The sequence below is a fragment of the Levilactobacillus parabrevis ATCC 53295 genome (assembly GCF_001434055.1).
GTDB lineage: Bacteria > Bacillota > Bacilli > Lactobacillales > Lactobacillaceae > Levilactobacillus > Levilactobacillus parabrevis.
Genome location: NZ_AZCZ01000027.1, coordinates 19,421 through 37,047 on the forward strand (window position 1 = coordinate 19,421; position 17,627 = coordinate 37,047).

Annotated in this window: 19 protein-coding genes, 1 tRNA gene and 2 riboswitches; of the genes, 13 read left to right on the top strand and 7 right to left on the bottom strand. The window is 50.2% G+C overall.

Translation table 11 applies throughout. The annotated features are described in order from the left end of the window. Positions 1-283: 283 nt before the first annotated feature. A complete protein-coding gene (locus tag FD07_RS08105; protein WP_020089809.1) occupies positions 284-1,456 on the bottom strand; it encodes a D-alanyl-D-alanine carboxypeptidase family protein in 1,173 nt (390 codons plus the stop codon). 211 nt (positions 1,457-1,667) lie between these two features. Then, positions 1,668-1,759: riboswitch (TPP riboswitch) on the top strand. Positions 1,760-1,843: 84 nt separating this feature from the next. Here FD07_RS08105 and FD07_RS08110 point away from each other — a divergent pair. From FD07_RS08110 to FD07_RS08130, 5 genes are all read left to right on the top strand, one after another. Beyond that, a complete protein-coding gene (locus FD07_RS08110) occupies positions 1,844-2,398 on the top strand; it encodes an ECF transporter S component (RefSeq protein WP_020089808.1) in 555 nt (184 codons plus the stop codon). 340 nt (positions 2,399-2,738) lie between these two features. Further along, positions 2,739-4,148 (top strand): ABC transporter ATP-binding protein, encoded by a 1,410-nt coding sequence (locus tag FD07_RS08115; RefSeq protein WP_020089807.1) that lies wholly within the window; start codon positions 2,739-2,741, stop codon positions 4,146-4,148. Then, a complete protein-coding gene (locus tag FD07_RS08120) occupies positions 4,145-4,798 on the top strand; it encodes an energy-coupling factor transporter transmembrane component T family protein (RefSeq protein ID WP_020089806.1) in 654 nt (217 codons plus the stop codon). Before FD07_RS08115 ends, FD07_RS08120 begins: the two co-directional genes overlap by 4 nt. A gap of 24 nt (positions 4,799-4,822) precedes the next feature. Then, positions 4,823-5,509 carry a thiaminase II gene (gene tenA, locus FD07_RS08125; protein WP_020089805.1) on the top strand — a complete coding sequence of 229 codons (687 nt, stop codon included), beginning with the start codon at positions 4,823-4,825 and terminating at the stop codon, positions 5,507-5,509. A 45-nt stretch (positions 5,510-5,554) separates the two neighbouring features. After that, positions 5,555-5,917 (top strand): hypothetical protein, encoded by a 363-nt coding sequence (locus FD07_RS08130; RefSeq protein ID WP_020089804.1) that lies wholly within the window; start codon positions 5,555-5,557, stop codon positions 5,915-5,917. 597 nt (positions 5,918-6,514) lie between these two features. Here FD07_RS08130 and FD07_RS12360 read toward each other — a convergent pair. Further along, the gene (locus FD07_RS12360) at positions 6,515-6,685 is read right to left on the bottom strand and encodes a hypothetical protein (RefSeq protein WP_020089803.1); all 171 of its coding nucleotides are present in this window, start codon (positions 6,683-6,685) and stop codon (positions 6,515-6,517) included. 263 nt (positions 6,686-6,948) lie between these two features. Here FD07_RS12360 and FD07_RS08135 point away from each other — a divergent pair, with 263 nt between their 5' ends. Continuing rightward, complete coding sequence (locus FD07_RS08135; RefSeq protein ID WP_020089802.1) at positions 6,949-7,143, top strand: LBP_cg2779 family protein; 195 nt, start codon at positions 6,949-6,951, stop codon at positions 7,141-7,143. Positions 7,144-7,247: 104 nt separating this feature from the next. Here FD07_RS08135 and FD07_RS08140 read toward each other — a convergent pair whose 3' ends face one another. From FD07_RS08140 to FD07_RS08160, 5 genes are all read right to left on the bottom strand, one after another. Next, the gene (locus FD07_RS08140) at positions 7,248-7,760 is read right to left on the bottom strand and encodes an O-acetyl-ADP-ribose deacetylase (RefSeq protein ID WP_020089801.1); all 513 of its coding nucleotides are present in this window, start codon (positions 7,758-7,760) and stop codon (positions 7,248-7,250) included. A gap of 4 nt (positions 7,761-7,764) precedes the next feature. After that, complete coding sequence (locus tag FD07_RS08145) at positions 7,765-8,019, bottom strand: zinc-ribbon domain-containing protein (RefSeq protein ID WP_020089800.1); 255 nt, start codon at positions 8,017-8,019, stop codon at positions 7,765-7,767. 11 nt (positions 8,020-8,030) lie between these two features. Continuing rightward, the gene (locus FD07_RS08150) at positions 8,031-8,360 is read right to left on the bottom strand and encodes a hypothetical protein (protein ID WP_020089799.1); all 330 of its coding nucleotides are present in this window, start codon (positions 8,358-8,360) and stop codon (positions 8,031-8,033) included. A 12-nt stretch (positions 8,361-8,372) separates the two neighbouring features. Beyond that, a complete protein-coding gene (locus tag FD07_RS08155; RefSeq protein WP_020089798.1) occupies positions 8,373-9,539 on the bottom strand; it encodes a hypothetical protein in 1,167 nt (388 codons plus the stop codon). 125 nt (positions 9,540-9,664) lie between these two features. Then, complete coding sequence (locus tag FD07_RS08160; RefSeq protein ID WP_027825997.1) at positions 9,665-10,648, bottom strand: asparaginase; 984 nt, start codon at positions 10,646-10,648, stop codon at positions 9,665-9,667. A gap of 77 nt (positions 10,649-10,725) precedes the next feature. On the opposite strand from FD07_RS08160, the gene FD07_RS12365 reads away from it, so the two are divergent. From FD07_RS12365 to FD07_RS08190, 7 genes are all read left to right on the top strand, one after another. Beyond that, the gene (locus FD07_RS12365; RefSeq protein ID WP_155823073.1) at positions 10,726-10,953 is read left to right on the top strand and encodes a hypothetical protein; all 228 of its coding nucleotides are present in this window, start codon (positions 10,726-10,728) and stop codon (positions 10,951-10,953) included. Continuing rightward, positions 10,943-11,041: riboswitch (purine riboswitch) on the top strand. It overlaps the preceding gene by 11 nt. Positions 11,042-11,226: 185 nt before the next feature. After that, entirely contained in the window at positions 11,227-12,543 is a 1,317-nt protein-coding gene (locus FD07_RS08165; RefSeq protein WP_081624594.1) for a nucleobase:cation symporter-2 family protein, read from the top strand. 742 nt (positions 12,544-13,285) lie between these two features. Next, positions 13,286-14,182, top strand: coding sequence for an ABC transporter ATP-binding protein (locus FD07_RS08170; RefSeq protein WP_020089795.1), 897 nt, complete (start codon positions 13,286-13,288; stop codon positions 14,180-14,182). Further along, the gene (locus FD07_RS08175) at positions 14,175-15,398 is read left to right on the top strand and encodes an ABC transporter permease (protein WP_020089794.1); all 1,224 of its coding nucleotides are present in this window, start codon (positions 14,175-14,177) and stop codon (positions 15,396-15,398) included. Before FD07_RS08170 ends, FD07_RS08175 begins: the two co-directional genes overlap by 8 nt. An 84-nt stretch (positions 15,399-15,482) precedes the next feature. Next, positions 15,483-15,555: transfer RNA gene (locus FD07_RS08180), tRNA-Ala, on the top strand. Positions 15,556-16,332: 777 nt separating this feature from the next. Then, the gene (locus FD07_RS08185) at positions 16,333-16,530 is read left to right on the top strand and encodes a hypothetical protein (protein WP_020089793.1); all 198 of its coding nucleotides are present in this window, start codon (positions 16,333-16,335) and stop codon (positions 16,528-16,530) included. An 88-nt stretch (positions 16,531-16,618) separates the two neighbouring features. Next, entirely contained in the window at positions 16,619-17,431 is an 813-nt protein-coding gene (locus FD07_RS08190; RefSeq protein WP_020089792.1) for a hypothetical protein, read from the top strand. Positions 17,432-17,627: the final 196 nt, after the last annotated feature.

Here is a 17,627-nt window from a genome sequence, read left to right on the forward strand (position 1 = left end):
CTCTAACCCACAGCCTACCATGTTAAATAGACCGCAGACAAGGGGTCGCGCGACTTTGTAACCTAGTTGTTGGGACCGTAATTTTACCGTAATCCATCACTTGTCGGCTGAACTAATTGTGGACTTTACTTTTACCCACCAACCCTATCCTATCGCCTGAGTTGCCCTTGACCCCAAAGTAAAAAGCGTCCAGTGAGAACCAATCGATTCTCACTGATGCTTTCAAGCAAGGGAATTCTGCCTAGCTTATATTAAAATCTATGCGTTTTTAGCTACACACAGCCTAGTTATTCATGCTGATCATACCGTAAGCATGATTCATGAGCGACCGTGTTTCTGTGAACTCATTTTCATCATGTAGGACGACCGTAATCACCCGGTGCTTGCCGGACTTCTGACCCGTCCCAACGAAACAGTAACCGGCCAATGGCGTGTAACCGGTCTTTAACCCATCAACCTTCAAAGACGCGCGGTAGTATTTCCGTCCCTTCAACAAGTTGTTGTAATTGTGGCAAACCTGCCCGTTGACCTTCATTGAGCCAATCTTACCGTCCTTCAAGACCCGCGGATACTGAGTCATCAGATGACGCGCAATCAACGCCACATCCTTAGCCGAAACCTTGTTGGCGTTGGCCTTGCCATAGGCGTAGCCGTACTGCCGCAAGTCGCTGTTCTCCAAGCCGGATGCTGAAACAAAGTGAGCTTGGCCCATCTTCCAGGCCTTGGCCTGCGCATTCATTTTCCGAATGAACTTACCGTTACTGCCACCGACCCACTGGCCCAGTGCAATCGCTGAGTTGTTAGATGAATCCAAGAAGGCTGCGTAGTAGAGCTGACGAACCGTGTACTTATGGTTCAGCTTAAAGTGGAAGCCGCCATACGCAGCACTACGACTCATCGAGACCAGACCGCGACTGGTAATCTTGATTTTGTGATTCCAGTTACGCGACTTGCCATCGATCTTCTTCAACGTCAGATACAATGTCATCAGTTTAGAAACGGACGCAATTGGTCGCGCCGTGTTGGCGTGCTTGGCCCAAACGACCTTCCCCGTCTTCGCGTCCATGGCAACGGCCGCTCTGGCTTTAGTCAAAGTAAACGGTGCCTTCCCCTTTTTCAGGTACCCGTGCCAAATCCAGCCCTTAACGCTACTCTTGCTATTCTTGACGTAGAAGTAAATTCCCTTGGTCTTCCCGTGCTTCAACGTTGCTTGCTTGGTGGCATACCACGTTGTGTGGGGGTGTGCAGTTAGGTTAATAACCTTACGGGTGTGCCGCTTGTTGAAGATGGCGCCTTTGGCACTCTTCTTGTGATAAGCCGTTTTCTTGATTGATTTGGTGCTGACCGTCTTATACCCAGTGGCAGCGTTCACCGGCACAACTGGACTAACTACGCCGCCTACCGTAATGGCCACGGCAAACGCGATAAGACCGCGTTTCATATGTACTTTACGCATAACTCGAACCCTTCCTATCCAACAATAATTAAGACAACTAACGATTAGAATAGCACTCTTTCTCAGCAACCGAAAGCGTTCTGGGGGGACACTAGTGCGACTGTAACGTAGTTGTAAAAATAATTTTGCCGCTGAACAGCTCATAGCATAGAAACGATTTTTCACGGCTGCGGTTGCAATTCCCGGGTAAACTCGTTAAGCTAAGATTAATCAAATACGACTGGGGTGCCATCGCGGCTGAGATCAAACCCATTGAACCTGCTCTGGTTAATACCAGCGAAGGGAACGCGTAATCAATAGCTATCAATGACCCCACTAAGTGTATTAGTGGGGATTTTTTTAGCATTGGTGGCCCCTCAGCGTCAAAATTTTAGGAGGCGGATGCTTATGAAACGTTGGCATATTAGAGATATTATTTTAGTAACGATTATTGCAATTTTTATGGGCGTTATTTTTTGGGCAATTGGTCCGGTTTACACAATTTTGGCGGCAGCTTTAGCGCCATTCGGGTTACAACCGCTAGCAAATGAACTGTTGTTAGGAATCTGGGTCATGGCGGGGCCCCTCGCCGGTTTCGTGATTCGGATTCCCGGCGCGGCAACCTTGGGTGAATTGCTGGGTGCCGTGGTAGAAATGTTTCTCGGCGGTATCTGGGGAGCCAGCACCCTGATTTCCGGTGTCCTCCAAGGTTTCGGTTCCGAACTCGGTTTCATCTTCACCGGCTACAAGCGTTACGGCTGGTTCACGCTAGCTATGAGCACGCTTACCACGACCATCGTCACCTTCGCATGGGACCTGATTCGTAACGGGTACACGGCTTACCACTTACCATTTCTGTTACTGTTGTTCGTTGTGCGGTTGCTGTCCGTCTTCGTCTTCGGTGGCGTGCTGACCAAGCTGATCAACAATCTCCTAGTGCGCGCCCACGTTTTGAAGGACTAACCTTTTTGTCGCCTTACCGGGTGGCGCAAATAAACTGGAACGCTGGGGCGGACGCCGGAAGCCAAAGAACGGTCTTCTGGCTTGTCTTTGAACCTCTAAGAACCGAGTTTCAAAGACACCAATTCTCTAAGTGGCAGAATCGCCACTAAGAGAATTCCCACGGCTGAGCTTATTTGCGCCACCCTCACGGCTTACATGGATTCAGCCCTTCAAACTTGCTACCTTCTTTAACCACAAGTAAGCTTCGAACTATCAGAATTTCTGACAACTACAAGCAATCATTCACACACCATCAAGCAACATATTTTCAAGTCTTTCAAGCAGTATTGGGGGAATTTATTTGGCTACCGTCACGGTACAATCACTCACTTACACCTATCCGAAGCAAGACCAGCCGGTGCTGAATCACCTTTCTGGCACCTTTCCTGCTGGCAAATTTTCACTACTGACCGGCGTATCCGGCGGCGGCAAGTCGACGCTACTCAAGTTGATTGCCGGACTGCTCCCTAACGCCGGTGATACGATTACGTTTGACGGTCACCCACTCAGCAGCGTCGCCCCAACCCAGCGCGCCGCCACCGTGGCCATGCTCTTCCAAGAACCCAGCACGCAGTTCACCATGGATACCGTCCAAAACGAACTGCGCTTCGCCTTAGAGAATCAACAGGTGCCTGCCGAACAGATTGCGCAACGCAGTGATGCCGCGCTGTCCTTCGTGGGTATTTCAGATTTGAAATTTCGTAAGCTCATGCAGCTCTCTGGTGGCGAGCAACAGAAGGTGGCTTTGGCCATCATCGTTGCCATGAACAGCGATGTCATCCTTTTAGACGAGCCATTTGCTAGCATCGATCCGCCAACCCGCTTAGCCCTGTTGGAAAAACTGGTGGCGCTATGCACCGACCGGGGCAAGACAATCGTTCTGGCTGATCACGACCTCAGTGGCTATCAACAATGGGTCGACCACCTCGCCGTGTTAGCGGATGGTCAGCTCAACTTACTCTCCGCAACCGAGACGCAGCAACGGTTTGCGGCTTTCACACCACAGCGCCTGCGTCTGTCACACGTGCAGTTGCCGACCGAGCAGCTCACAACCTGTCTCCACGGCACCCAACTTGGTCTGGCCCACGGCGACCGGCAGCTCCTGACACCACAAGATCTACGCTTTTACGCACACCGAACGACCCTGATTACCGGTCCCAACGGCAGTGGTAAATCCACACTGTTCAAGGCACTCGTTCGCTTGGGTCACTACCAAGGCCACATCGCCTACCGCGATACCGACATTAAAAAGCTCCGGAAACGCCACTACGCCCGGCAAGTCGGCCTAATGTTTCAGTCGGCCACCGCACAATTTCTCAACGTCACCGTTGCTGAGGAACTGGCACTCTCGCAGAAATACGGCAATAGCACTTACTTCACGTCAACGCGGGTTCAAGCCCTTCTACGCGACCTCAACCTCGATGGCCGTGATGATCAGGTGCTCTATTCCCTGAGTAGCGGTCAACAGAAAAAGCTTCAGCTCCTGTGCATGCTCATGATGACACCAGAAGTCCTGTTGCTCGATGAACCTTTAAAGGGACTGGATTACGCCTCAATTCAAACGGTCATGACCATCCTGACCACGGTGCAACGTGAGCTCGACCTCACGCTGATTCTGATCAGCCATCAACTCAGTGGGTTGGATGGCTTGGTCGATCTGCATTTGCAATTAGCCGACCAACACTTGACTTACCAGGGGGTGAGCGCATGAATCCCTCACTAAAGTTAGCCTTGATTGTGCTGATTGCGCTGGAAGTTTCCTTCGTTCAGGTGTGGACGGTCAACGTCGTCCTGATTGTTGTGAGCCTCCTGCTCATGCTGATCAACCGCGTGCCGTGGCGTCGACTTCTCTTACTCACGATTGTGCCGCTCTTCTTCGCCAGTGCCCTCGTTTGGTCGTTGATGATCCGTGGAGATGCTTCGACACACTTCTTAATCGTCATCTTCACGCGGATGTTCGTGTACGTCTACATGGGAGGCTGGTTCACGCTGACCACGAAGCCCCTGCGGCTGACCCGTTCGTTGGAACAAAATGCCAAGTTACCTAGTAAATTCGCTTATGGTTTTCTGGCAGCCTTCAACCTGATGCCCAAGATTCAGGCAGAAGTCTCCACCGTTCGAGCCGCGGCCTTGATGCGAGGAGAAGTTTTGCACGTCTGGTCGCCTCGTCTGTATTTCAAAGTCATTCTTGCCGCCATGAACTGGTCGGATCAATTAGCAGCCGCCATGGTCTCCCACGGCTTCGTGGAAGGGGCCCCGCGGACGCACTCCCTGACCGTGCCACTCGTTGCTCGTGACTGGTGGCTCTTTGGTGGTAGCCTTGTCTTGGTTCAGGTCGGTCTGTTCGTCGGCCTGCCTTAACGTTCATTCAAAAGGAGTTTTGTCATGTTTACCGATCAAGCACATGCCGCCACACTGGCTTCGTGGACGGCTTCCAAGCATCATCCCTTCATCACCCAACTCTGCGCGGGAACCCTACCACGCGAGACGTTTCGCTACTATCTGATTCAAGATCACTATTACCTGCAGGAGTTCGGTAAGATCCACGACCTCGCTGGCGATCAAAGTACTGACCCACGTGTCGCTAAACAGCTTCACGCTGGTGCTGAGCACTTGCGGCAAGGGGAAATTGCTGTGCGACAAACCTTCTTTGACCGTCTCAATATCACAGCGGCAGAAGTTGCGGCAACGCCCGTAGCCCCGACCGGCTACGCCTACACCAGCCATCTCTACCGTGCGCTGACTACGGTCGGTCCAGCTGGTGCGGTGGCGGGTCTTCTTCCCTGCTACTGGCTCTACGCCGAAATCGGTCAGGAGCTGGCGCAAGCAGGATCACCGGTTCCCATTTATCAGGATTGGTTGGACACTTACGATGCCGATGATTATACCGGCATGATGACGGACCAGTTGGCTCTCGCTAACCACGTCGCAACGTCAGCCAACACGACCACGTTACTCGACATTTTCGAAAAGAGTAGTTGGTATGAACTGAACTTCTGGCAAATGGCCCTCGACCATGAAAACTGGAATATTCCGGTTGCAGAGCCGTCAGATTTTTCAGCCGAAAACTAATGCGGTATACTGGAGACACCCTAAGAGAGAAAGTAGGTGTCGTCGATGAAAAGAATTCGACAATTAACATTCTTGCAGTCTTTCGGTTACCTGGCCCTAGCGCTGGGCCTCATCATTGAGGTCTACGCATTATTCAATGGCCTGGGAACCCGGTTGTCTGGTGACGACATGTTCGGGGGTGCGGTGGTCTTAGCATTAGCCATCGCCTTCATCCACAGTAAGAATCTACCAGTCAACTTGATCTTAATTGCACTGAGCACGCTTGGCTTTGCATACTTCACATTCATCCACACCCACGCCTGGTTCTGGACAATTGTCCTAGCTCTGTTAGCCGCGGCGTTCATGATTTACTTCTTCGGCCTACGCGGTGAAGTCCGCCGCAACCAAAGCGAGTGGTTCCACTTCTAATGGTTGAACGGGATGAGTCGCCTGCGGCTGTCAGGAATTCCGTCGCTGTGGGGACCGCCCACAGCCTGAGAAACGGGCTTTCGGCTTGGTTTGAAATCACATTCTCATTTCGTAATTAGAAGCTATTTAATTGATGATAACCTTAGTCCGTCCACGGTGGCGGACTTTTTGTTTGATTCTAAGACAATGAAATTGAAAGGGAGCATAAACAAACTGCAAAGGGAATACTAAATCCATGTAAGCCGTGAGGACGGCGTAAATCAGCCCAGCCGTGTGAAAGTTCTTAGTGGCGAACCTTGCCGCTTAGAACTTTGGTGTCTTTGAAACGCGCTTCTCAGCGGTTCAAAGCAAGGTCAGAGACCGCTCTTTGGCTCTGGCCGCCCGCCCACGCGTTCCGGCTGATTTACGCCGCCCGGTAAGGCGCTGGTACATGCGATTTAGAAATTCAGCACAAAAAGAAACAGACTAACCGAAGTTAGCCTGTTTCCCCGCTTGATAAACTACAAGAGACTGTAGTCATGTAATCAATATGATTACCGATATTTAAGATGGTACAGCCGGTTGCCCGGCCCCGGTGGCGGAGTATCTCTCCGCAATTTATTTAACGCGCATCTGTGAGGCATGCGTCCGCGTGACATTAACCGTTGCAGGTTGCGTGCCAACGTGGGTCACGGTGCGTTTCCCCATGGTAAACCAGGAGAAGACACTAACAATGGCCAACAACACAACTGCCGTGGTCAAACTCGAAATTACATGTTTCAGATTCATCCTGTCACCTCATGGTCTTTCTCACCGCTTAGCTTAAGCCAGCAATATCACAAAACCATGACAGGTTGACCAAATTACGTTAACAATTAGCAGTCTAATCAACGATAATTGTTATATTGGATATAAGTTTACGCAATTTTGGTCTATTCATCAAGTAGAATACAAAAAAACTTGCAGATATCGAGGGTTATTTCACCGCTTTTGCAAAACTTTAGTATAATAAACGTAAGCAGTAATTTGGATTATCATTTGGAGGGATATTAATGAGTCAAGAATTAAATGATCTTGCTGAAGCAATCATCGCCTACCAAAAGAAATACGATAAAACTGATGGCGAAATGGCCTTTGGCTCTCGAATTTCAGTCGAAAAGTATCACGCAATCAAGTCGGGGGAACTCACACCGACGAGTGACGAGCAAAGTTCTCTGAAAAGCTTAATCGCCACGAAGCCAAATTAACTGAGTCGCTGACTTAATCAGCCCGATTTACAAATTCCATTGTCACGTAATCAAAACAAGTGCTCCAAATCAACTTTGGTTGGTTTGGAGCGCTTTTTATCATTTTATTGAATTTGATCCCAGGCCGTACGATAAGCCGCCGCCGTATGATCGTCGAACGCGACCAGGCGCACCGTTTGGACGCTCGTCGTATGCGCCAACACGGTCGCAATCGTTTGGGTCGCAACAGCCGCCGCTTCTTCCAGTGGATAGCCGTAAACACCCGTGCTGATCGAAGGAAAATCGACCGTTTGACAATCGTGTTGTCCAGCCAAGGCAAGACTGTTGCGGTAACAAGCCGCTAGCAACTCTGCCTCGTGCTGGTCGCCACCGTGCCAGACCGGTCCCGGCGTATGAATCACCCACGTTGCAGGGAGTTTAAACCCCGGGGTAATTCGCGCCTCACCCGTTGGACAACCGTTGAACGGCACACACGCCTGGAAGAGCTCTGGACCGGCTGCACGATGGATTGCTCCATCAACGCCACCGCCACCCAACAGCGTGGTATTCGCCGCATTGACGATAGCGTCCACGTGACTCTCCGTAATATCGCCATGAATTACCGTAAACTCTGCCATCTGATCACTCCTTTGACCACGGCCAATGCCACCGCTTCTTTGCGGGTGCCTGACTCGTCTGATCACGTGCCTTTAACCGTTTCATGCCTTCTCGATACGGGTTGGCATACAACGCTGATAAGTTTAACTTCTGACTGTTCGCTGGAGCCTTGGGCGCGGACCGAAACGGCCGCAGATCCGTATGACAGCGCGGACACTCATCGTCAGTGGCCGTCACTGCGGCACCACAGTGGGGACAAAATTTTAAGTCTTCAGCCATCGCTCTGCCTCCTACTTGGGTTGTTGCCGGTGCTGCTGATTACGCTGGCGGCGAACCACCGCGTTATTAGCCTCACGAGCCGCCGCTTGACGTTGTTCCTCAGCACGTCGTTGTGCCGCTTCTGCCGCCTGCTTAGCGGCCAGTTGACGTTTAGCACGACTACGATAGCTCAAGAAGCTCCACGCCCCAACTGCGATCAGGGCCAAAACAATCTGCACTGGCACAATTCCCCAGTCAGGATGCTTGGCAACGACTAGATTATAAGCGATTAACAGCACCGACATGGCACCGACCACCGACAAAGTATCGCGGAGCCAGCGCGGCATCTTCTTGGCTTTCATGGTTACAACTCCTTACAGGTCGCCTTCCACACGTAGTTGACGCTCTACCAGATAGGCGTCCAAATACCCAAAGGCGATTTCGTCAACATCACTGATGCGATAAACCTTGCCCACCTGATCCAGTTGATTATCCTCAACTTCATGGAAGATGAACCGCTCGCCACCGACCTGACTTGGATACCCCAACAGACCAGTGGTGTCGTGCATCTTCAAGCGGATAATCGTTCGAAAGGCTGCCGCTTGGGTCAACCGCGCGCTGAACTGGTCAACGGTCGGATCGAACAGCCGCTCGTCGTTTAAGACCGGCTGAATCTGATGCTGCCGCGCTTGATTCAAGAGCGAGAACAGCCGCATCGTCTGTAGATAATCGGATTCGATGACTACTGCATGTAGCTCAGTCAGCCGCATCACGGTGTACCCACCAAATTGTCCAGTCATATCGATCAAGTTCATGACCACGGCATTTTCCGTGACCACGTTGATCCGCCCAACAAAGAAAAGCTCCTTGTCGTGTGCTGGTACCAGCGCAACCAGTGACTCTTGTCCCGCCAGTTTCTGCAGTGTTTCTGGAATGGCCTTGGCATCGGTCACTTCCTTAGGCGCCACGTGCGATAACTTCCGCAGATGGGGTGCCGCAATCCCTTGCAGCGTCAATTCTTTACCTTGAAACTCGATAACTTCAAGTTCAGCTGGATTCAGCGTAAAGACCGGCTGATCCGTATAATCAAATTTATTCAAAAGTTGGATGGTCACTTGATCCGCTGCCACGCTGGTCACTAAGCCCTCGTAGAAGTGCTCGTCACCCTTGACGACTAGCATGACGACCAGATGATCGACCCACGCGTGACTCAACACCTGCCGGCGCAAGTCGCGCTGACTGTCAAAGTCCATGGTTAGACCACCGGCTTGGATAAACTGCTCTTCTTGAGCTGTTTGAATCCGAAAAGCCATGTTATCCAAGTCATCGCTTGAAAACTCAACTTCATCGATGACATCGACCGCTAGGAACACGGCACCATCCGGCAAACCAAAATCATCAAACGTGGCGAGAATAATGCCGGAATCGCTGACCGTCGTCACGTAGCCGGTGTACACGACCTCTTGGTTAGTTTGATACACGTTAACCAATATATGCTGAGCCAACGCCCGGTTTAAATCATTCATAATCGAATTCAACATGACGACCCCCTTTTTATTTGAAGCTTAACTCGGCCGCTAAAACGCACCCCGAGCTTATTTCTACTGTTCTGAAAATCTTATCATATCTGACTGAAAATAGCTCGTGAGCCGCCGCTAATTTCCGTTTAAGATACGGCCGTGCTCAGATACTCCGCGAGACGGTCACCCTGTAAGCCAGCGCTGAGGCCGACTAACAGCTTGATTCGAGCCTTTTGGCCGTTCAAGCCTTGGCATAACATCAAGCCCATCTTGCGTAGCTCGATACCACCACCCTGATAGTCGTAAATGTCCTCGGCAACGCCATTATAACACCGTGAGACTAAGACTAACGGGATATGCCGATCTAAGAGGCGCTGAATGGCTGGTAAGGTAACTGGCGGTAAATTCCCAGCACCCAAGCCTTCGATGACGATACCGGCTGTCTGGTCACTGTTCAGGGCATCAAATAAACTGGCGTCCATCCCCGCGTAGGCCTTGAGCAAGTACACGTGATCCACCACGTGGTCGATGTCGCAGGTCGCTTCTCGAATCAGCTGTTGGAAGTAGATTGGCTGTCCCTTGGCAACCAGACCAATGGGACCAAACGTCGGCGTGCGGAAAGTGGCAACGTTGGTGGTATGGGTCTTGGTCACGTACCGCGCCGTATGAATCTCATCGTTCATCACGACCATGACCCCATTGCCCCGTGAGGCGTCGTCTGCGGCCACTTCAATGGCCGTCTGAAAGTTATACAAGCCATCGGACCCAACTTCGTTAGAGGAGCGCATGGCCCCCGTCACGACTACGGGAATGGTGCTGGGCAGGGTCAGGTCGAGGAAATACGCTGTTTCTTCTAGCGTATCGGTTCCGTGGGTGATGACCACGCCGTCGATGCCTTCCTTTTCTCCCTGGTTGATACGTTCCTTGATCTTCAGCATTTCAACCGGTGTCACGTGCGGTGACGGTAAATTGAAGAGTTCGTCGGTAATCAGCTCAACGCGCCCTTCCATAATCGTTTCTTGCTGGGCAATTGGGTTCTGAGCGTTGGGCACGACCTCCCCCTTTTCGTTCTGGGACATCGAGATTGTTCCGCCCGTATGGATGGCTAAAATTTTCTTCACAACCGTCAACTTCTTTCTCAAAAGATTTTCTTTCCCACATTGTACCTTATTTGCTGTAGAATTTAGTTAGAATTAGGAGAGGATGTGTGGAAATATGCCGAAAAAAGATGAAAGCGCTAAACCCTACCGCCCTGGTGTGGTCGTCCACCCCAAAAAGTACAGCAATTCCGGTGGTGTCGCAGACTGGGGACCGCTATTCACTTGGTTTAGCGGGCTTTTCAAGAAACTATGGCATCGGCATTAGAAAAGTCTACCGGGTGTTGTTTTTTTCATTTTCACGTGGTAAAGTTATCAACATTCCATTAAAAAAATAAAGTGATTGCCTATATAATGCCAAGATAAGGTTGGCGAGTTTCTACCCAGAGCCGTAAACTCTGGACTATAAGCAAATTGAGGACGAAACTCTTTTTGCCGATGAAAAGAGTTCGTCGGTAGAGTTTTTAAGAAGCCCCCTTTTTGCAAAGGGAGCTTTTTTGTTTTCATCAACCTTGGCGGCGTATGGACATCACGAGAAGGAGGAACTTTTCTTGCAGTCCACTAAGTCCGCAACACCAGCCTCGTCATCAGAAAACGGGCCCGCCTTACCCATGTGGCGCGCGGCCATTCTCGGTTTTCAGCATTTATTAGCTATGTACTCTGGTGACGTCATCGTTCCCTTACTGATCGGGGGCGCGCTTCATTTTAACGCCATGCAAATGGCCTACTTAATCAGTGCGGATATCTTCATGTGTGGGGTTGCAACCCTCCTACAGCTCAAACGGACACCGTTGACTGGAATCGGCCTGCCCGTCGTTCTCGGCTGTGCGGTCCAAGCCGTGACGCCACTGAGCGCTATCGGTAATCAATACGGCGTGGGCGTCATGTACGGGGCCATCATCAGCGCTGGGATCTTCGTCTTCCTTAGCGCTGGGTGGTTTTCAAAGATCAAGAACTTCTTCCCACCCGTTGTGACTGGCTCACTCATCACCATTATTGGGTTTACGCTAATCCCCGTCGGCTTCCAAGATCTCGGTGGTGGGGACGCCACGGCGAAGAACTTTGGTGATCCCAAGATGTTGCTGATCGGCTTTCTGACGATGGGGATCATCTTAGGACTCAATGTCTTTGCCAAGGGATTTCTTAAATCACTGGCCATTCTAGCCGGTATCCTGATTGGCACATTCATTGCCGCCGCTATGGGCATGGTTTCTCTAAAGGCCGTGGGTCAAGCCAGCTGGTTTCACCTGCCGCAGTTCTTCTACTTCGGCACGCCCAAGTTCGAATGGTCTTCTATTCTGACGATGATTCTGGTGTCGCTGACCACGATGGTTGAATCAACGGGAGTCTTCTTCGCTCTCGGCGAGATCACCGGTCGTAAGATTGGCGAAAAGGATTTAAAACGTGGCTACCGCGCTGAAGGTATCGCCGTGATTCTCGGCGGCCTCTTCAACACCTTCCCCTACTCGACTTTCTCCGAAAACGTGGGGGTCGTGCAACTATCTGGCGTCAAGACCCGTAAGCCACTTTACTTCTCAGCATTGTTTCTCATGCTGCTAGGCTTACTGCCTAAGATTGGGGCTCTCGCCACGGTCATCCCCAACGCCGTCCTCGGTGGTGCGATGATCGTTATGTTTGGGATGGTTGGTGTGCAAGGTATCCGGATGCTGCAACAGGTTGACTTTAAGGACAACAACAATCTATTGGTCTCCGCCATCTCCATCGGTTTAGGCTTAGGCGTCACCGTCTATCCCCAGATCTTTCAAGCCATGCCTCAGTCGCTTCAGATCATCATGAACAACGGGGTCGTCATCGGCAGTTTCTCCGCGATCATCTTAAATATTGTGTTCAACATGCGGCCACAACGGGCAGTAGCGCCAGCCCAGGCACAGGTCAACACGACTGTCCAGCCGCAGAATCATCACTAACAGTTTCACGTTGTCTGTCACTGTAGCCAGTAACTGGGCCCCTTTGCCCTGATTGCCGGCTATTTTTGTCCGCAATTTTTGACGTTTAGGATTAACTATAAATTACGTAGCAGAAAACCTCCGCCTACGGCTGCCAGAAATTCCGCCTGTTGTGGGGAGCGCCTGCAGCCAAAGATCTGGCTTCCAGCTCGGTTTGAAACCTCGCCGAAATCATGCGAGTTTCCAAACACGCCCCACGCTGTAAGTCCGGGAAGAACCAATCGCCCGGCCTAACACCGTCGACACAACTGGCTGCATCCCTGGCCTCCTTCGGCTAAGAAACCGATTTTCTACTTTATATAAGCGTCACACCCATCCTGATAGTCATAAATTGTCTAATTTAAATCCTGTATATTTCCACTTAGACTGTTCCCAAAATGTGCTACCCAATTTCATTTCGAGTTAGCCAGCCGGTTGGAGGCTTACATCCATGTGAGCCGTGAGGGCCGGTGAAAATGGGCTCAGCTGTGGGAATTCTCTTAGTGGCGGGTTGAGCCGCTTAGAGAATTGGTGGTCGTGAGACTCGTTCCCCAGAGGCTGACGGCCAAGCCTAAAGACCGTCCTTTGGCTTTAGGCGCCCGCCCTCAGCGACACGGCCCATTTTCACCGGCCCGGCAAGGCGCAATATATAAGTATTCATTTTGGCTTGCGGGCGAGGGTTCGCGTATAATGTGAGTATTAACTTTGAAGAGGAGAACTGTGCATGCTAAGCATTCAACACATCAGCAAGCAATTTGACACCGTGAAAGCCCTAACCGACGTAAGCTTTGACGTACCCAATGGCCAGATTCTAGGATTGATCGGTCAAAACGGTGCGGGTAAATCCACAACTTTTCACAGTATCCTAAATTTCATTAAATACGATGGTACCATCACCTGGCAGGGTCATCCCCTGTCGCCCGACGACTTCGATACGATTGGCTACCTGCCCGAAGAGCGGAGTCTGATGACGAAGCTGACCATTGAACAACAGATTGTTTACCTCGCGCGACTCAAGAACAAATCGGCCAAGGATACGCGACTACGCATCGATGACTGGCTGGGCCGCTTTGCCGTCAAAGGCACCCGTAAGAGCCGGATCAGCGACCTGTCCAAGGGAAATCAGCAGAAGGTCCAGTTGATCTGTACTCTGATTCACCATCCCAAACTGTTGATCCTGGATGAACCCTTCAGCGGTCTCGATCCCGTTAACGCCGACTTACTGAAGCAAGCCATTCTGAGCGCTCGCGATGACGGTGCCGCCATTATCTTTTCCAGCCATGACATGGAAAATGTTTCGGCGCTATGTGACCACCTGGTCATGTTAAGAAAGGGCGAAATGGTTCTAAACGGCACCCTTAATGAAGTCCGTTCACAGTTCGGTAAGACTGAACTCTACGTCACGACGGATTGGTCAGCTACCCGTCTCGCCACACTGTCCGGCGTGGCCGATGTGGAAACCCGTCAACCCGGACAGTACCTCTTGCATTTGACCGATCCAGCCGTGGGCCCCGACATTTTTGCGGAACTTACTCAGGGTCACTACATCGAAGAATTCAGTCAGCAGCCACCGACCCTCGATGAGATTTTCCGAATGAAAGTGGGTGAAGACCATGCGTAAGACCTGGGTCGTCACCTTTGAAACCTACCTTCGTCAAATCAAGTCCTGGAGCTTCCTGTTCATGGTGCTCGGACCCTTCCTGATGATTGGCCTGACGATTGGGATCAGCTATCTGAGTGCCAACAGCGCCTCGAGTAGTCGGCAGGTTGCCGTCATCAGTACCTCGCAACCCCTGCGGCGCGACTACATCAAGCAACAGGATAGTGGCCTCAATACCAAGATCACCACGGTCAGCGCGGCCAAGTCTGCGATGGGCAAAAATCATCTGGCAGGCTACCTGCTACTCAGCGATAATCAGCAGCAGATTCGTGCCGACTATCACGGCAGTAGCCAGATGAGTAGCGCACTCAAGGCGCAAACGCAGAACTTTCTGAGTCGCTATCAACAGGCCCACAATTACCAGCAGGCTAAATTAACGACTAAGCAACAGCGCCTATTGGCCCGAACGCCGGTCCTACAACAGCACATCGAAAAAAAGGCTGGCACCGCCAACCTAGCTAAGACGATTTCCTTCTGGATTCTGGTGACGATGATCTACATCATCCTGATTACCTACTCCACGATTGCTGCGCAGGAGATTGCTTCCGACAAGGGCACCAAGATTATGGAAATCATCTTCTCGAGTACCACGGCCACCAGCTACTTTGTGGGAAAGATCACTGGGATTCTGCTGGTCATTCTTACCCAGATTATCATCTACCTGTTAGGTGGCTGGGCGGCATTTCAATTCGCCATGAACAACGCTTCCCTAAAGCCGCTGATTACGCAGTACCAAAGCCTAATTGACACCGTTCTTCACAATCTACTGAGTATCAACCTGGTCTACCTGTTCTTGGGTGTGATCATCTACACGCTTCTCGCGGCATACAGCGGTGCAATCGTGGCCAAGGCCGAGGACGCCTCCAAGGCGGCACAGCCGGTCATCATGCTCGGTGTATTTGGCTTCTTTGCGACCTTCCCGTTCCAAAATAACATGGACGCTTTATTGGTCAAGATTCTCTCGTACGTCCCATTCTTTTCGTCATACTTCATGCCGATGCGGATCATCAACGGCACAGTCAACGGTTGGGAACAGGCGATTTCACTGGTTGTGTTGCTAGCCGCTATCGCCCTCTTCGCCGGTTACATCGGCAGTCAATACCAACGGCTGATGCTACAAACGGACAACCGTAGTTTCTGGCAACACCTGTTACACGGCTGGCGTCACCAGAGCTAATCTACGCTAGTCGCTCACTTCTCCAATAATCACATTGCCCATTAACATTTTTAGCCAACGTGCTATAATTAATGGGTAAGTTTTGGGCCTTTAGCTCAGTTGGGAGAGCGCCTGCTTCGCATGTAGGAGGTCGTCGGTTCAAGCCCGATAAGGTCCATTGAATAGCGCTTCAGGGATAGAAAAAAGTGCTAACGAGTTGAAATAAAGATATTCTCTACCCAAGTAGAAGTACTACTGATTGCTATAAGATAACAATCAATACCAACTACTTTGAGAAGCTCATGCCTGGCAAAACAATGAAACTGTTAGCTGTAATAGCTGGCGGTTTTTATTTTTTTCTTATATCAAAAACCCCACCTCACCTACTCAGGCAGCGCACTTGGCATCACAGTGTGTAACAGATAATTATTAGGAGGACTCTTCAAGGACCTGACAACACCTATATTACGACCTGCAGCGGAGACGTCCTAACTAGCCATGTCCTATTGAGGCAGACATTTAGACACTATTCCCCTCCCCCATACTGAGCACACGTTCAACGATGGCGACTACTATGGCCCATTTATGTTTTGCAAGATAGGTGTATCCTATTAAGTAGAGCGTGGGGAAACAAAGGTACACAGGGCCTTACGCACCAAAGAAAAAAGCCCCGAGATTTACTATCAGGGGTGGTAATGTTGCTACTACAGTTATCACAACAGCAGTTACCATTTGACAGATATTCTCAAGGCCCTAGGAATAAGGCACAGGCGGTTGGGAGCCGCTTGTGTTCGTGTACCCCAATTCTAGCATGTCTTGTTTAGTGGCTCAACTTATTAGGGGGCGAGTAATATTATTAGTAAAAAAGCAAGTAGAATCTGCTGGGCAATCGCACTAGTACTATTCGGGTTTAACCTGTGCTACTGGTTGCTTAGATTGATAGGGAGACTTTAAAATGGCTAAAAATGAATACACCGAGGCCCGTGCAAAGGCTAACCGTAAATGGGACGAAAAAAACAAAGATCGAACCAGGTACTTAAACGCCCGGTCCGCTGCGCGTAGCTTCATACGCACCAAGTCCACACTTGACGATTTGCAAGAACTCAGAGAACTAATCGACAAGCGGGAGACTGATTTAAAAAAGCAACCGTAAATTATCCTGCCAGTTAACAGGAATTTGCTTAATGCCATTCGGCTTGTGTTACAATATTTACCAAGGAGTTATATTAGGGGGTAACTACATGATTAAGTTAACAAGTAAGGGGACCATTGTTCTCATGATGCTGGGTTTAGCTGCAGGGATTGGCCTTGCCACGGGGACGACCACAGCACAAGCATCAAGTAAGTATTTAGACTTGGGCCAGTCGGGGTACGTACGCACTAAAAAAGCTATGTACGTTGGTCTCTATCAAAAGCATGGCAACACCTATAAGCCACTGCTCAAGAAAAAGGGCGCCCTATTACGGGTTGCCGGTATCTACCAGCCGACCGGAAAAGGCCCCATTAAAGTTTCTTTCACTTCTGGAGCAGTCCACTATAGTCGGCTGAGCAAACTTAGATTCTCAGACACAGCAACCATTCCGCTCACTAAGGCAAACTTTAAGAACGTCAAGCTAAAAGCACCTCTCCGTGGAACTGTGTTGCGAGCAGGTAATGGATTCAAAGAAGACAACAAATTTAATTACGGCAATAGTTCCGCATTTTACCTTACGCTGGATAATTATATTCAATACTATAGTAAATCAGCGCTGATTAAGTATGATGCTCAGGGTGAAATGGTGATTGATGGTGGAAACGCCATGGAAAACTACAAGCCTACTGCGTCAGCCAAGATGATTAAGACAACCGTTAAGGGCAACACGACCACCGTGCAGTATAACAAACGTATTAAGGGAATTCCTGGTAAAAAACTGAGTGCCCACAAATATCAGATCAAAATTACCAATCTCAAAACACGCGGCGGTAAAAATTTTGCAGAAGAAACTCGGGGTAGCTGGACGAACTACACTGTTAATGCTAAGCCCTACTTTGAAGGCATGATGTACTTCGACTAGCTGCCACTCAAAAAAGACTACTCATAACTGGGTAGTCTTTTTTAGCCGTTAACTTAAATTGAAGTTAATGGGATCTACATTTTATTAAATGCCCCCTAAGTAACAATTCTTGTAAAATGTTACCAACATGGGGTAGACTCTCTTTAGTCATAAAATCGATAATTGATAATAAAGTCAACCACGCCCGTTTAAAAAC